This window comes from Devosia crocina (assembly GCF_900116545.1).
GTDB classification, from domain to species: domain Bacteria; phylum Pseudomonadota; class Alphaproteobacteria; order Rhizobiales; family Devosiaceae; genus Devosia; species Devosia crocina.
The window spans coordinates 1,143,081-1,157,727 of the sequence record NZ_FPCK01000001.1; the positions used below are offsets into that span (position 1 = coordinate 1,143,081).

Here is a 14,647-nt window from a genome sequence, read left to right on the forward strand (position 1 = left end):
CCTCTCCCCATAGGGGCGAGGGGATGGCATTCAGTTTGAGGCAGATTCCTTTCCAGGGAACCGCAGCGATTCCCTCGTCCCTTCGGGGAGAGGGCTAGCGCGAGGGGCGCTTTCAGCCTCCCACAAGACCCCTGATGCTGTTCCTGAGCCGCCCCAGCCGACCGACATTGACGCCGCTGTCATAGCCGTCCTCGGCCTTGGTGTAGAATTTTTCGATCAGCAGATAGTCTTCCCCGAAGATATGCTGTTCGAGCAGCGCGGTTTCCCGATACCCGTAGCGACGCAGCAGCATGCGAGCCACCTCGTTGTCGGGACGGACAAAGGTGAAAGCCTTGTGGAAGCGGTTGTTGTCCCAGTGCTGATCGAACGCCCGCATGCCGAACATGCCGAGCTTGGTCTGCCGGTGGGACGGAAACACCCAGCTCCAGTAGCGGAAAACCGCACCGAACTCCGGCCCCGAAACCATGGCGCCGCCGGGCACGCCATCGGCACACATGATCATAATGTGCCACGGATCCATTGCGAGCAGGTTTTGGAGATAAACCTTATCTAGCCGCCCCTTTTCGTGCGCCTTGAAGCGCTCGCTGTAAAAGGGTGAGGTGCTGATCACATCCATCAGTTCGTGGTGGACGAGATCGATATCCGCGCGCCCTGCCGGGCGGATCGTCATTTCGGCCACGGAACTGCTCCCAATCGGTGCGCGACGCCGTCCAATTTAGCCTATGACCGTTAATGGAGCGTCGCTGCGCGTTTCGGTCATGAGGTCAAGGGCTTGCGGCAGGACAGGGGGGTGCATTAGAACGGGATCGGGAGAGACTAGGGAGGATGACAATGAGCGAACAGCTCTTGTTCCAGCCAAGCGCGGCTGCAGTTGCGCAAACCCACACCACGGCGGAGCAGTATGCCGCGCTCTACGAGCGTTCGGTGAACGACCCCGATGGCTTCTGGGCCGAGCAGGCCAAGCGCCTCGACTGGGTCAAGTTTCCCACCGTGATTAAGAACACGAGCTACGCTTATCCCGATATCTCGATCAAATGGTTCGAAGATGGGATCCTCAACGTCTCCTACAATTGCATCGATCGGCACCTCGACAAGCGCGGCGATCAGACCGCCATCGTTTGGGAAGGCGACACCCCCGGCACTGACGGCAAGGTCACCTATCGGCAATTGCACGAGCGCGTGTGCCGCTACGCCAATGTGCTCAAGGCCAATGGCGTCAAGAAGGGCGATCGCGTCACCATCTACATGCCGATGGTCATCGACACTGCGGTTGCCATGCTCGCCTGCACGCGGATTGGCGCGGTTCACTCGGTGATCTTCGGTGGCTTTTCCCCCGATTCCATCGCCGGCCGCGTCGAGGACTGCGGCTCAAAGGTCATCCTGACCGCCGACGAAGGCCGTCGTGGCGGCAAGATCATTCCGCTCAAGAAATGTGTCGACGAGGCTCTGGCCAAGGTCGGCGGCGTCGATAAGGTCATCGTCGTCAAGGTCACTGGCAATGCGGTGAACATGGAGCAGGGCCGGGACGTCTGGTACGAGGACGAAGCCGCCAAGGTCAGCGCGGACTGCCCCCCCGAGCCGATGAACGCGGAAGACCCGCTTTTCATCCTTTATACCTCCGGCTCGACCGGCAAGCCGAAAGGCGTGCTCCATACGACAGGCGGATATCTCGTCTACGGCTCTCTCACTCATCAGCTCAGCTTCGACTATCGCGATGGCGAGGTCTTCTGGTGCACGGCGGACGTAGGCTGGATCACGGGCCACACCTATATCGTCTATGGTCCGCTCGCTAACGGCGCGACGACATTGATGTTCGAGGGCGTGCCCAGTTACCCGGACGCCAGCCGTTTCTGGCAGGTCGTTGAAAAGCACAAGGTCAACATCTTCCACACCGCCCCGACCGCCATCCGCGCGCTCATGGGTGCCGGCTCGCAATTTGCAGACAAGTACGACATGCCGAGCCTGCGCCTTCTTGGCACGGTTGGCGAGCCGATCAATCCGGAAGCCTGGCTCTGGTACTTCAAGCATGTCGGCAAGGAGCGCTGCAGCGTAGTCGATGCCTGGTGGCAGACCGAGACCGGTGGGCACATGATTGCACCGTTCCCGGGCGCGATACCGACCAAGCCCGGCTCCGCCACCATGCCCTTCTACGGCGTGCAGCCGGTGGTCCTCTCGCCGGAGGGCAAGGTTCAGGAGCAGACCAAGGCCGAAGGCGTGCTGGCTATCAAGGACAGCTGGCCGGGCCAGATGCGCAGCGTTTATGGCGATCACCAGCGGTTCGTTGAAACATATTTCAGCCAGTACAAGGGCTATTACTTTACCGGCGATGGCTGTCGTCGCGACGAAGATGGCTACTACTGGATCACGGGCCGTGTGGACGACGTGCTCAATGTCTCGGGCCATCGCTTGGGAACGGCGGAAGTCGAAAGCGCTCTTGTCGCCCATCCGAAAGTCTCCGAGGCAGCGGTCGTCGGCTATCCTCACGATATCAAGGGGCAGGGGATCTATTGCTACGTCACGCTGATGGCGGGCGAATCCAGTTCGGACGATCTGCGCGCCGAACTGCGCAATTGGGTGCGCAAGGAAATCGGTCCCATCGCGACGCCTGATCTTATCCAATGGGCGCCGGGCCTGCCAAAGACCCGCTCCGGAAAAATCATGCGTCGCATCCTGCGCAAGGTTGCGGAGGATGATTACCAGTCCTTGGGCGACACCTCGACCCTGGCTGATCCCAGCGTGGTGGATGATCTTATCGCCAATCGCCAGAATCGCCCTGAAGGCTGATCGGCTCAAAAAGGGTAGCCCTCGGATTTGTTCCGGGGGCCATTCGCCTCATTCAGCTAACGTGACATCAATTGGAGAGTTGGCTGGCGGACCACGCCTGCAAGAGACCATTGTCTCGCCCCCATTTCGTGATCACTCTGCGCGAACAGATTCGCCCGGAGCCCGCCCTTGCGCCCCTATCTCGCTACAGCCTTTGCTGCCCTTGTCCTTGTTGCTCCGGTTCATGCCGCTACGATCGAGGAAATGGCGGGGCAAATGATCGTCATCGGCTTCGACGGAACTTCGGCCGATGATGCCAGCGTAGGCGCAATCGTGGATGAGCTTGCTGCGGGTCGTCTCGGGGGTGTGATGTATCTGAAAAAGAACGTCACGAGTCTTGCTAATGTTCAGGCGATGAACGAGGCCTTCCGGGCTGCATCGCCTGACTTGCCTCCCTTCATCACGCTCGATCAGGAGGGTGGCGCGGTCGAAAGGCTGACGGAGGATGTAGGGTTCACAGAGATCCCACGCGCTTCAGTCATTGCGACCCAGAACGATCCCGCCGCAGCCGAGGCGATCTATGCCCGGATGGCGGAGGGCATCGCCGAAAATGGCTTTACGGTCAATTTCGGTCCGGTTGCCGACCTTAACACCAATCCCAATAACCAGGTGATCGCCAAGTTCGGCCGCGCTTACGGTGCCGATCCGGAAACCGTGATCGCCTATGATCGCGCTTTCATTAATGCACACCATTCCGTGGGCCTAGCAACTGCGCTCAAGCATTTTCCCGGCCATGGGTCTTCTACAGCCGATAGCCACGAGGGTTTTGTGGATATCAGCAAGACCTGGGACGAAGCTGAACTCGAGCCCTATCGTGAGCTGATTGGGGAAGGGGTTGTGGACATGGTGATGGTTGGGCACCTCTACCATGACACCTATGCAGATGGTGACGGTGAAACTCCGTCCTCGCTATCGAGCCGGTGGATCGAAGGCGTGCTGCGCACCGATCTCGGTTTCGATGGCGTCGTCATCAGCGACGATCTCGAGATGGGTGCGATCCGCGACCACTTCACTCTTGAAGAGACGGTGATCGAGGGCGTCAAGGCAGGCATGGATATTCTGCTATTTTCCAATACCGGCTATCAGCGGCCCGGGCTCTCCGGCGAAGTTTTGCAGATCCTGGTTGACGAGGCGGCGTCTGATCCCGAATTCGCCCAGCGGATCGAACAGAGCTACAGGCGCATTGTGTCTCTCAAGGAAAGCCTGAACTAATCAAGCTTTCCACCTCTTTGTGCGCAGGCCGGTTCCTTCTGTTGCCGTGCGAATATAAGGTGCGCCGGTAATCTGGAGGGCAGAGGGCAATGACGGATGACCGCGAGGTCCGGCGCGTCCGGGCGCTGTTCCTCTCCGACGTGCATCTAGGCATGAAGCCGACACGGGTGCGGCAGTTGATCGATTTTCTCCGGCTCCACGATGCCGAGACAATCTATCTTGTTGGCGATATCCTTGACGGATGGCGCCTCGCCAAGGCCTGGCACTGGCCAGAGGACTACAACGTCCTGACGCAGATCCTGCTCGATAAAGCGTCGGCCGGTAGCCGCATTGTTTATCTCCCGGGTAATCACGACGAGTTCCTGCGCGAGTATTTGGGCACCTATTTCGGTGAAATCGAGCTCGTCGACCGCACCGTGCATACGTCGGCAACGGGACGCACGTATCTCGTCATTCACGGTGATCAATTCGACGTCGTAGTGATGAACGCCAAGTGGCTCGCTCATGTGGGCGACTGGGCCTATAACCTGGCGCTGCGAGTCAATATCGTCATCAACTGGGTGCGCCGACGTCTGGGGCTGCAATATTGGTCGCTCAGCGCCTGGGCCAAGCAGAAGGTCAAGAACGCCGTCTCGGTCATTGGGCGCTTCGAAGAGGCTCTAGTCCACGAGGCCAGGGAATCAGGTGTTCATGGCGTCATCTGCGGGCACATCCACTTCGCTGACATGCACGATCGCATGGGCATCCACTACATCAATACGGGCGATTGGGTCGAGAGCTGCACGGCCGTGGCGGAAAATCACGACGGCACGTTCGAGTTGATCAAGTGGACGGAGATGGTAGTGGGCGAAGCGCGCCGTGCACGGGCACGCTGAGCCTTCGCCCCATTGTCGCGGATCGGTCACGGAAGCGCAATTTGCCGGGTGCAGGCTGGCCAAGCCTGAATCAGCTTGCGCGGTGCCGCCATGGCCAATCTCGTTTCGCTTGTTCCACCCCGCCGTATTCTCATCGTTACGGATGCTTGGCGACCTCAAATCAATGGTGTCGTCCGGACATTGGAAAGCGTGGGCAAGCAGCTACGGCAGCGAGGCCATCAGGTCGACTATCTGACTCCCGAAGCTTTCTGGACTGTTCCAGTTCCGACATATCCAGAGATCCGCCTGTCGCTAGCGTCTCGCCGGGCGGTGTTTCACCGTATGGCGCATGCGAGAGCTCACCATATCCATATCGCGACAGAGGGGCCGCTTGGTCTCCTGGCGCGGCAATTTTGCATCGAACGTGGCAAGGGCTTCTCGACCAGCTTTCATACCCGCTTCGCCGAGTATGTATCGGCGCGGTTACCAGTGCCGGAGGAGTGGAGCTACGGCTACTTGCGTTGGTTCCACGAGCCGGCTGGGAATACACTGGTGCCGACACCGTCGCTCCGCGATGACCTGGCTGCGCGCGGATTCCCGCATCTCCAACTCTGGGGGCGCGGTGTGGACATGGAGCGGTTCAAACCGGGCAGGTCGGCCACTTTCCAGCACTTTCGAGGTCCACGACTTCTCTATGTAGGGCGCGTGGCGGCCGAAAAGAACATAGAGGCGTTTCTCTCCCTGGAGATAGCCGGCACCAAAATCGTGGTAGGCGATGGGCCAGATCGCGCCCGCCTTGAAAAGCTCTACCCGGATGCAATCTTTTGTGGCTACCTGCACGGTTCGGCGCTTGTCGAGGCCTATCAGGGCGCCGATGTTCTCGTCTTTCCCAGCCGCACCGATACGTTCGGTAACGTGATCACCGAGGCGCTCGCCTGCGGAATCCCGGTTGCTGGGTTTCCGGTCACCGGTCCGAGAGACGTTCTGACAGACAAACGGGCAGGGGTCGTCGATGAAAATCTCGAAAGCGCCGTAAGACAAGCATTGCTGCTCAAGCGGGAAGATGCCAGCGCGCATGCACAGAGTTTCACCTGGGCTGCAAGCGCCCGGCAATTCCTCGATGGGCTCGTGCCCGCCACCGCTCGATTGCCTCATTTGGCGACGGCGATCTAGAATTTAAAACGTTGCACTTGAGCGCGGGAATGCTCTTGCAATGAAAGACGCTGCGGGGCAGTGAAGGATACGGGGCGCTGGTCGTGCCTCGGAGTCCTGTCCCATGTCTTCCGTCTCGTCGCGCCTCTCCTCACCTGAAGCGCGTGCTTCTCTTTATCAATTTACCGTCTATCTTCCGGGGGCAGTGGCCTCGGTTTTTCTTGGTATCTGGCTGAGCGAGCACGGCATTCCAGCCGATCAAATCGGCCTCATCAACGCCTTGCCCATGTTGGGTTTGCTTTTGCTCAACATGATCATCGGGCGGGTTGCGGATCGAGCCGACGATTGGCGCACGGCGATCATCGTGATTTCCGTGGCCTCGGCCATTGCGCCAATCGGGCTTTACTTCATTTCCGAATTCTGGGGCATTCTCCTGATCTGGGCCTTGGCGGGCATGAGCAATGGCCTGGTCCCCCCGATCATGGATGCGGCAACGGTGCGCATGACGCAGCGTAACGGCACAGACTTCGGCGCCGTGCGCGCATGGGCGACTGTCGGCTACATCGCTGGCGCCACGGGATTGGGTCTTCTGTTGACCTTTTGGGGCTCAGGTGCGTTCGTCACGCTCTACTTCGCAATGACGCTGCTTCGCGCTGCTATCGGTTTCTTGCTGCCCCGCTTCAGGGCGCCAGCTCATCAACCAACCATTGCCGGCGTGGAGTCCGCGCCGCAGACACGCGCCAAGCTGAGCGACTCCCTGCAGCTTTGGTTCGTGTTGCCTCTCGTAGCCTTTGCGCTTGTGAACTCGAGCAATTCGGTGATGGGCAGTTTCGGCGCCTTGCTGTGGCACGAGCAGGGGATCGCCAACTATTTTCTGGGTCCGCTCTTGGGTGCTGCCGCAGTTGGCGAGGCTGTGCTGATGTTTGCATGGCGGCGGTTCGGCGGCAGGGTGACCGCGCGCAACATGATCCTGGTGGCCTGTGTTGCGGGTTTGGTGCGCTTCACCATCCTCGCCTTTGCCCCACCTGTCGAAGCGCTTTTCGCGGTGCAGTTGCTGCACGCGCTCAGTTTCGGTCTCGGCTATTTCGGGGTTGTGCACTTCATCGCCAACTGGACCCACGAATCCAATGCCGCTGAGGCGCAGAGCTTTGCCAACATGCTCAATCAGGCCGCCGCCATGGTGATGCTGATCGCGTTCGGCTGGTTGGTCGAGTGGTTCGGCGCAGCAGCGTTTTTCTCATCCACCGTGATGTGCACCATCGCCATCGGCTGCGTATTGCTGTCGCTGCGGCTGCGTCCGCCCAAAGATGCACTGCGCTGAGAGTCCACTGCATGAAAAAGGCCCCGGATCGCTCCGGGGCCTTTTGTTTGCTGCTCTCAGCCTAGCTGAGACGTCCGCTCGCGTGTGCGAGGGTCGTGTAGACCTTGCCGCGATCAGACAGAAGGTATTCGCGAGTTTCGGCTGCGGGGCGCGGACCGGCTGCAGCGCGCTTCAACAGTTGCTCGAAGTCGCTCATATAGGCTTGCGCGGTACGAGCAAAATCGGCGTCGCGCTGGAGGCGCTTGCGAACTTCATCGTAGGTGCCTTGACCCGTGAGGGTGTAGATCCGACGCGAGAACACGTTTGACTCGCCCGCCTGATATCGGCCCCAAGCATCCGACAACGCGGCATCGTCGATCGCGCGTGCGATGTCTTCGGTGAGCGTGGAAAGACCCTGGCTTGGCTGCTGTGCGCCTGCCTGACTGGCCGACGCGTTGCGCAGAACATCACGCAGCCAACCGCCTTCACCGTTTTCGGTTTCCTGGCGCTGCGGCTGAGCAGCCGGGCGCTGAGCGGGCTGCGGTTGTGCCTGCGCGGGAGCCGGCGTTGGCTGCACCGGCGTAGCGGGGCGAGCTGTCGCACGAACTGGTTCGGCGGCAACGCGGGTGCGGATTGGATCGACCAGCGTCTGGGCAGACGGCTCTGCACGGCGCTGCTCGGTTTCGGCCTGGCGAGGTGGCTGGTAAGGCGCCGGTTCAGGCTGCTGTGCCGGTGCTGAAGCGCGGGGTGCCGTGCCCCGACGATCGGTGAGATCGTGGGTAGCAGGCTGGCTGCGGACAATGGCGTTGAGCTCGGAAAGTGCCTCGATCTGTTCGGCCACGACGCGACGCATTGCGGCAGCGCTGGCGCGTGTCTCCTCGGGCAACTCGTTCACGCCGCGAGCGAGTTCAGCACGGGTCGATTCGAGTTCGTGACCAACCTCGCGGGCTGTTTCGCGCATGGCGCGTGCGGTTTCGCCGAAGCGCTGCGTTGCTTCTTCGATAGCCTGCTGCATCTCGGCGACCAGGCGGCGCTGAGCTTCCTGAAGTGCTGCATTGGCGCGGCGGCTTTCGCCTTCCGCCGTCTCGCGGAAATCGCCAAGGCGCCCGTTGACGTCTTCGGAAGTCGAGTCGAGAGCCTCGCGGAAGACGCTGGTGGACTGATCGATGGCCTGGCGCAGTTGTCCGGTGTTGGCCGCGATGGCGCCCCGAACCGACTGGCTGGTTTCTGCGATCGTGTCGGCCAAGGTGCTGGTGGTGGTGCCGAGGACATCGGTGACACCGCCCGCCGTCGAAGCGAGGAGATCGCTGACGCGGTTGGCATTGTCTTCCAGAGCCGCATTGACCTGGCTGGTCTGAGTGGACAGCGCAGAGCGGACAGAGGAGGAGGTCTGATTGAGTGCCATGGCTGCAGCCTCGGCGGCTTGCTGCACTGCAGCATCAACCTGAGCCGTCCGCTCGTTGAGCGTCGAGGTAAACCGCTCGTTTGTGACATAGAGCGAATCGTTGACACGGCTGCTGGCGGTCTCGAGCGCTTCCGTGATCGTGTTGGTCGTGTTCGCCAGAGTGTCACTGACGGTGAGGCTGGTCGATTGCAGTGCCTCGTCCATGGCGCGGCGCGCTGCAATCATGCGGCGTTCCGTGTCGTTGACGGTGTCGGCGATGGACTGAGCGAACAGCCGCATACGGTTGTCGATATCGTCGGCGCGCGTGGCAAAGGAGTGGGCGAGGGCGTCCATGGCGCCACGGCGTTCCTCAAGCGTTTCAAGCGCGTCGGAGCTTGTGGTTTCGAGTGCACGTGAAGCCTGCGACATGCTGACTACTTCGACATCGAGCTTACCCAGAATGTTGGCGAATTCGTCCACCATGCCGCGGATGGTGTTCTGGAGAGCACCCACATGCTGGCTGACCATCAAGCCCGCCTCTTCAGTCTGGCCCATGGCGTCGCGCATGGTCGAGGCATAGTTCGAAGTCTGCTGGGCAATCGAGGTTTCGAGCGTTGCCAGATTCGTGGTCGAGGCATCGAGAACGCGCTGAAGCAGCAGGTTCGAGTCGTTGAGCTTGTTGAGTGCTGCGGTAACGTCGGTGAGGATGCGGCTCGAAGAGGCGGCCATAAGCTCTTCGGCGTCGCGCGAGTTGTTTTCGAGCGCTTCGCGAAGCAGGTTGCCGTGGCCGCGAAGAGCGGATTGCAGCTCGTTCGACTTCTGATCGACAAGGGCTGCGAATTCGCCGGTATGGCTCTCGACGGACTGGTTGATCTCGCTGAGGCGGCGTTCGATGGAGTCGACCGTGTTGACGGCGCGAACTGAGACGATGTCGTCGATGGAGCCGGCGGCGAGACGGATCTGTTCGAGAGCACCACGCACAGCAGTGTCCATGCGGTTTGCCGTTGCCTCGACGTCGTCGGAGATCGCGTGGGTTGCCGACGTGATCCGTGTTGCAATGGTTTCTTCGATCCGGTCGGCACCGGCTTCGAGATCCGCCATCGATTGAGTGATGGAGGTGTTGATCGAAGCATTAAGCGAGGCAAGGCGCTCGGCCGTGATATCGGCGCGGGCAGTGATGGCCTCGGGTAGAGTGCCCAGCCGCTTGTCGACAAGATCGACCATGGACTGGCGCGCGGCATTGACGCCGGTTTCGACGATCTCGGTCGCGCGGCGCACATTCTCATCGAAGCTGGCGCTGGCCGCTTCGATGCGCGAGGTCACGCCTGCCTGTGCCACATCGACCCTGCCAAGAGCGGAGGTCAACTGATCGGACATGGCGGTACCGACTTCGGCCACCTTGCCAGCCACGGTGTCCGACATCTCGCCGAGGCGCGTCGACATGGTTTCAGTCACGCCGCGCAGGGAAGCATCGATCGACTCGCGTGCGGCGGCACTGTGCTGATCCAGCGTCTGGGCGAGTTCGGCGGTGTGCAGCCCAATCGTCTCACCCATGGAGTTGGTGTGGGTAGAAAGGGTATCAGACAGGGCCTGCGTCCGAACGGCAAGGGCGGCGGACAGCTGCTGGGTGCGTGTGCCCACGGTGGTTGCGAGTTCATGTGTACGGCTATCAAGAACTTCGGCAAGTTCGGCAGTGGTGCGCTCGAACGAGGAGTTCAGTTCGCTGGTGCGGGTGTCGAGAGCACCGGACATGGTGGCGGTGCGAGCTTCAAGCGCAGCCGTCATTGCCGCAGTACGAGCATCAAGAGCGCCCGTCATTGCAGCAGTCCGCGTGTCGAGCGCGCCAGTCATTTCGTCGGCGCGCGTATCAAGATCGGCGACGAAGCGGCCTGCACGTTCGTCAACCGCAGCGGCAAACTGCGCCTGCTTTTCGTCAAGCGTGCTGGCAAGCGTTTCCGTCCGCTCTTGCAGCTGACCAGCCAGGGTGCCGGTGCGGCTTTCGATTTCGAGCGAGAGCGCATTCGTGCGTTCGGAGAGGGTGTCCGCAAGGCGCTGGGTTCGTCCCGCGATGGCCTGATCGAACGTATGCGTGCTGACAGTCAGGGTCTGGCCGAGCTCTTCGGAACGCTGGCGGATCGACTCGTTCAACTCAGCGCTCCGTGCGGCAATGGTGGAATCGAGCGACTGGGTGGTGGTCGACAGCGACTCGCTGAGTTCATCTGCGCGCTGGCGCAGATTCTCGGTGAGTTCGAGGCTGCGCAAGGAAAGTGTCTGGTCAAGCGACTCAGTGTTGGTCGCGAGCGTGTCTCCGATTTCCTGGGTGTGGCGAACAAGGGAATCGCGCAGCTGCTGGCTGCGGAAGCTCATGGATTGGTCGAGAGACTGGGCCGTGGTGCTGAGCGTGTCGCCCAGTTCCTGGGAACGCTGGGTCAGTGCTGCGCCAAGTTGCTCGGTACCCGAGGTGATCGTCCGATCGAGAGCCTGAGTATTCTCGGCGAGGGTCTCACCCAGCTGCTGGGAACGAAGCATCAGTGCATCGGTGATCTGCTGGCTGCCCGCAGCAAGGGTCAGGTCGAGAGCCTGAGTATTGGTTGTCAGGGTCTCGCCGAGTTGCTGCGAGCGAAGAACGAGTGCTTCGGTGATCTGCTGGCTACCAGCAGAAATTGTCTGGTCGAGAGCTTGGGTGTTGGTCGAGAGCGCTTCGCTCAATTCCTGAGTGCGTTGAGCAAGCGAACCAGTCAGTTCTTCGCTGCGCAGTGCGAGCGTCTGATCAAGCGACTGTGCGTTGGTCGCCAGGGTTTCGCTCAGTTCCTGAGTGCGTTGAGCAAGCGAACCGGTCAGTTCTTCGCTGCGCAGAGCGAGCGTCTGATCAAGGGACTGCGCATTGGTCGCGAGCGTTTCGCTCAGTTCCTGGCTGCGCTGAGCCAGCGAACCTGTCAGTTCTTCGCTGCGCAGAGCGAGCGTCTGATCAAGGGACTGTGCATTGGTCGCCAGCGTTTCGCTCAACTCGTGCGAACGGCGGAGGAGGGAGCTGCTGAGCTCCTGGCTACGCGCTGCAATCGTCTGGTCGATCGACTGGGCGCTGCTGGCAAGCGTTTCACCAAGCGCCTGGGATCGCTGCAACAGCGAGTCGCTGAGCTGCTGGCTGCGCGCAGCGATAGTCTCATCGAACGCCTGTGTGGTGTTAACGAGCGTGGTGCCAAGCTCTTCCGACCGGCGGCGGATGCTTTCGCTGAGCTCGCCACCACGTCCGGCAAGGGTGTGCTCCAGCGTCTCGGCACCGGATGCAATTGCCTGGCCGATTTCTTCGACGCGCGTGTTGAGCACCGTGTCGATACGGCCAGTCCTGCTGTCGAGAGCCTCATTGAGTGTTTCCGCGTAGGTATCAAGACGTTCGGAGATCTCACGCGTGCGGCTGTTGAGATTTTCGGTGATCGCGGCAGTCTTTGCGCCGATCACTTCATTCATCTCGCGGGTACGCTGCGTAACAACGTCGTTGAAGCGGCCAGATTCTTCGTTCAACGCCATCTCGAGGACATTGGCCCGCGTTTCGAAGCTCGTGCCATGCGCTTCGAGCCGGTTCAGCAACTGCTCTCCCTTGTCGCCAATGACATTGTCGAGGGCCCCGAGACGATCATCCAGCAAGCCGGTGATTTCGCTCATGCGGTTATCGAACTGGTTCAGCGAGTCTGCGCCTGCCGAGGACAGGGTGACCCGGGCGCGCTCGGACGTATCATCCAGAGCGCCGTTGATTTCGATCAGGGCAGACTGTAGCCGGCTTTCAAGCGCGTTGAGCTGGATAGACACGGATTCGTCCAGCTGACGCGAGAGCGCACCAAGCATGGCCTCGGCTTCACGAGCGCGCCCGGTCACGTCATCGCCCACGCGGTTGCCAAGCGCAGCGAGAGCCTGATTGATCATGTCGCCGCGTTCACCCCATTGCTCGATGAGGCGGTTGCTATTGATCGCCAGGAGGTTGGCGAGGGCATCTGTTTTGTCTTCGATTGCCGAAGTCAGCATCACAGTTTGAGAGTCGAGCGAACCGCCGATCGTTTCCGCGCGGCTGTCGAGCGTTTCGGTCAGTGCCTGGATGTGGCGCTCGATGGCAGCGGTAAAATTGCGCGTGTGCGTCTCGAAGTTGGTCGTAACGTTTGCGGCGGCATCGCCAACGACGCCGCTGACGCGGTCGGAGGTCTGATCCAGTGCTGCAAGGAAATCGGTGGACCGGTTGTCCATCAATTGGGTGAAGTTCTCCGATCGCTCGGAGAATGCGGTGTTCAGTGCTTCACCACCGCTTTCGAGTGCGCGGGTGAGGGTGCCGCCGCTTTCAACGATCGTGCCGGCGATGCGCTGGCTGATCATGTCGAGATCGAAAACGAGTCCTGTATGGCTCTCAGTGATCGCTTCGCGCACACGCTCTGTATTGGTGAGCACACTTTCGCGCTGGCTGGCCAGTTCGGCGATAAGTGCGCGCATTCGCGACTCGTTATCCGAATAGGTCCGTTCGAGCGCGGTCACTTCGTTGTGGATCATCACCTCAAGCTCGCCGGCGCGCGAAAGCGCACGCTCGAGGCCGTCACCAAGAGCGTTGACCTCGCGGCGCACGGCTTGACCAACGGACGCGACCTTATCGGCAGCCGTGACTTCGGGTTCGGCAAGGCGGATAGCTGCCTGGGTGATGGAAGAAGCAGCGTTGCGCAGGTCCTGCGCGCGACGGATCAGGGTCGCCACAGCGAAGAAGCCAAGAACCGGCAGAACGATGATCGCGACAATAGCGATAAACTCTATAGACCCCGCGAACTGGCCGAAATTGGCCATCTCCGGTCCATAGCGGAAGGCCGCAGCGGTGCCGGCTACAGCGATCCAGAGAATGGAGAGGACCGTTGCCAGCCATGTGGGTGTTGCCGAAGAACGGTTCTGCAATCCATAGAGAAGGCGAGCGGTGGAGGCGCGATCGTCATTTGCCACCGAACCGGCCTGTTGCGCAATCTTGTCGGCTGCCCGCAGGCGCTCGGTGCGCGGCTGATCGGCAGGCTTGCGGTCCTGCTTGGGCTTGTTGGCGGGGTCGAGGCTGAACACCGAATCCTTGAGGGCGTCTTCAACCGCCGAAAAGGCCAACGCGGCTGGGTCGTTCTGGGTGTTCTGATTATTGGCCATACTCTTTACAACTCTCGCGTCGGCACCACAGCGACATGGCGGGATTTCGAAGGAGAATAGACCCTGAGCCGTTTCCGGGCTCATGGCCAAACAGGAACAATTCGATGCAAATGCATCGCTATCCTGAACTCGTCCGCCGCCGCGCGCTCGTTCACCATTCAGTATTACATCCAATTTGATGCAAACCGAACGATTTCCTACCTAAAGGTTAATTTTCGCGTGGAAACGGTAGCCTCAAACCGTGAAAGAAAGGCAAAGTTGGGGCTTAAGGAGCTGTTTATGAGCACCCGTTAGCATAACCCTCATCCATTCCGGGCAAGGAGCAGGCAAGATGGCTTCCGGTAGCGTTGCGGTGCAGGTAGATACGGCGCTCGGCGATTATTCGCCTGCCACCCGGCCTGTTGATCTCGTGCACCTGGCCAAGCAGTGCCTCGGCGACCACGCGCTCGAATGCGAGATGCTGCGGCTCTTCGATGCCACTCTGGGGGACTATCATGCGCGTTTGCGTCTGGCCGCCAGTTTCGACGACATTGCCTTGATCCTCCACTCAATCAAGGGCGCAGCGGGCGGGGTCGGCGCATCAGGGCTGGCCGAAACGACCAAGTCAATGGAACGCGAGATACGCAGCGGACGCCCGCTGACTCAGGAGCGGATTGACGATCTTGGTCTCGTGATCGAAGACGTGCGAGCTTTTATCGATCGGGTTCTAGCGACAGAAGAGGCCTGAAAAGCCGAGTCCCGATCCGCAGCCTTTGGACTGTGATC

Annotated in this window: 8 protein-coding genes; 6 read left to right on the top strand and 2 right to left on the bottom strand. The window is 60.6% G+C overall.

Features of this window, described 5'->3' with window-relative positions; genetic code table 11:
• Positions 1 to 112: 112 nt before the first annotated feature.
• On the bottom strand, positions 113 to 679 hold the full coding sequence (locus BM364_RS05340; RefSeq protein ID WP_092421862.1) for a hypothetical protein: 567 nt from the start codon (positions 677 to 679) through the stop codon (positions 113 to 115).
• Positions 680 to 831: 152 nt separating this feature from the next.
• On the opposite strand from BM364_RS05340, the gene acs reads away from it, so the two are divergent.
• From acs to BM364_RS05365, 5 genes are all read left to right on the top strand, one after another.
• The gene (gene acs / locus BM364_RS05345) at positions 832 to 2,784 is read left to right on the top strand and encodes an acetate--CoA ligase (protein ID WP_092421865.1); all 1,953 of its coding nucleotides are present in this window, start codon (positions 832 to 834) and stop codon (positions 2,782 to 2,784) included.
• Between the two features lie 168 nt (positions 2,785 to 2,952).
• Positions 2,953 to 4,035, top strand: a complete 1,083-nt coding sequence (locus BM364_RS05350) for a glycoside hydrolase family 3 protein (RefSeq protein WP_092421867.1) — start codon at positions 2,953 to 2,955, stop codon at positions 4,033 to 4,035.
• A gap of 89 nt (positions 4,036 to 4,124) precedes the next feature.
• The gene (locus BM364_RS05355; protein WP_092421870.1) at positions 4,125 to 4,910 is read left to right on the top strand and encodes a UDP-2,3-diacylglucosamine diphosphatase; all 786 of its coding nucleotides are present in this window, start codon (positions 4,125 to 4,127) and stop codon (positions 4,908 to 4,910) included.
• A gap of 90 nt (positions 4,911 to 5,000) precedes the next feature.
• Entirely contained in the window at positions 5,001 to 6,062 is a 1,062-nt protein-coding gene (locus BM364_RS05360) for a glycosyltransferase family 4 protein (protein WP_092423907.1), read from the top strand.
• Positions 6,063 to 6,165: 103 nt separating this feature from the next.
• The gene (locus BM364_RS05365; protein WP_092421873.1) at positions 6,166 to 7,362 is read left to right on the top strand and encodes an MFS transporter; all 1,197 of its coding nucleotides are present in this window, start codon (positions 6,166 to 6,168) and stop codon (positions 7,360 to 7,362) included.
• A 61-nt stretch (positions 7,363 to 7,423) separates the two neighbouring features.
• Here the strand turns inward: BM364_RS05365 and BM364_RS05370 are convergent, their stop codons facing one another.
• Positions 7,424 to 13,882: an apolipoprotein A-IV repeat region-like domain-containing protein gene (locus tag BM364_RS05370; protein ID WP_175528470.1), complete on the bottom strand. Its 6,459-nt coding sequence runs from the start codon at positions 13,880 to 13,882 to the stop codon at positions 7,424 to 7,426.
• A gap of 331 nt (positions 13,883 to 14,213) precedes the next feature.
• Here BM364_RS05370 and BM364_RS05375 point away from each other — a divergent pair, with 331 nt between their 5' ends.
• A complete protein-coding gene (locus tag BM364_RS05375) occupies positions 14,214 to 14,609 on the top strand; it encodes an Hpt domain-containing protein (protein ID WP_092421879.1) in 396 nt (131 codons plus the stop codon).
• Positions 14,610 to 14,647 lie beyond the last annotated feature (38 nt).

Coding starts and splice junctions, on each gene's coding strand:
- BM364_RS05370 (WP_175528470.1), bottom strand. CDS start 13,882: ATGGCCAATAATCAGAACACCCAGAACGACCCAGCCGCGTTGGCCTTT.
- BM364_RS05365 (WP_092421873.1), top strand. CDS start 6,166: ATGTCTTCCGTCTCGTCGCGCCTCTCCTCACCTGAAGCGCGTGCTTCT.
- BM364_RS05360 (WP_092423907.1), top strand. CDS start 5,001: ATGGCCAATCTCGTTTCGCTTGTTCCACCCCGCCGTATTCTCATCGTT.
- BM364_RS05355 (WP_092421870.1), top strand. CDS start 4,125: ATGACGGATGACCGCGAGGTCCGGCGCGTCCGGGCGCTGTTCCTCTCC.
- acs (WP_092421865.1), top strand. CDS start 832: ATGAGCGAACAGCTCTTGTTCCAGCCAAGCGCGGCTGCAGTTGCGCAA.
- BM364_RS05375 (WP_092421879.1), top strand. CDS start 14,214: ATGGCTTCCGGTAGCGTTGCGGTGCAGGTAGATACGGCGCTCGGCGAT.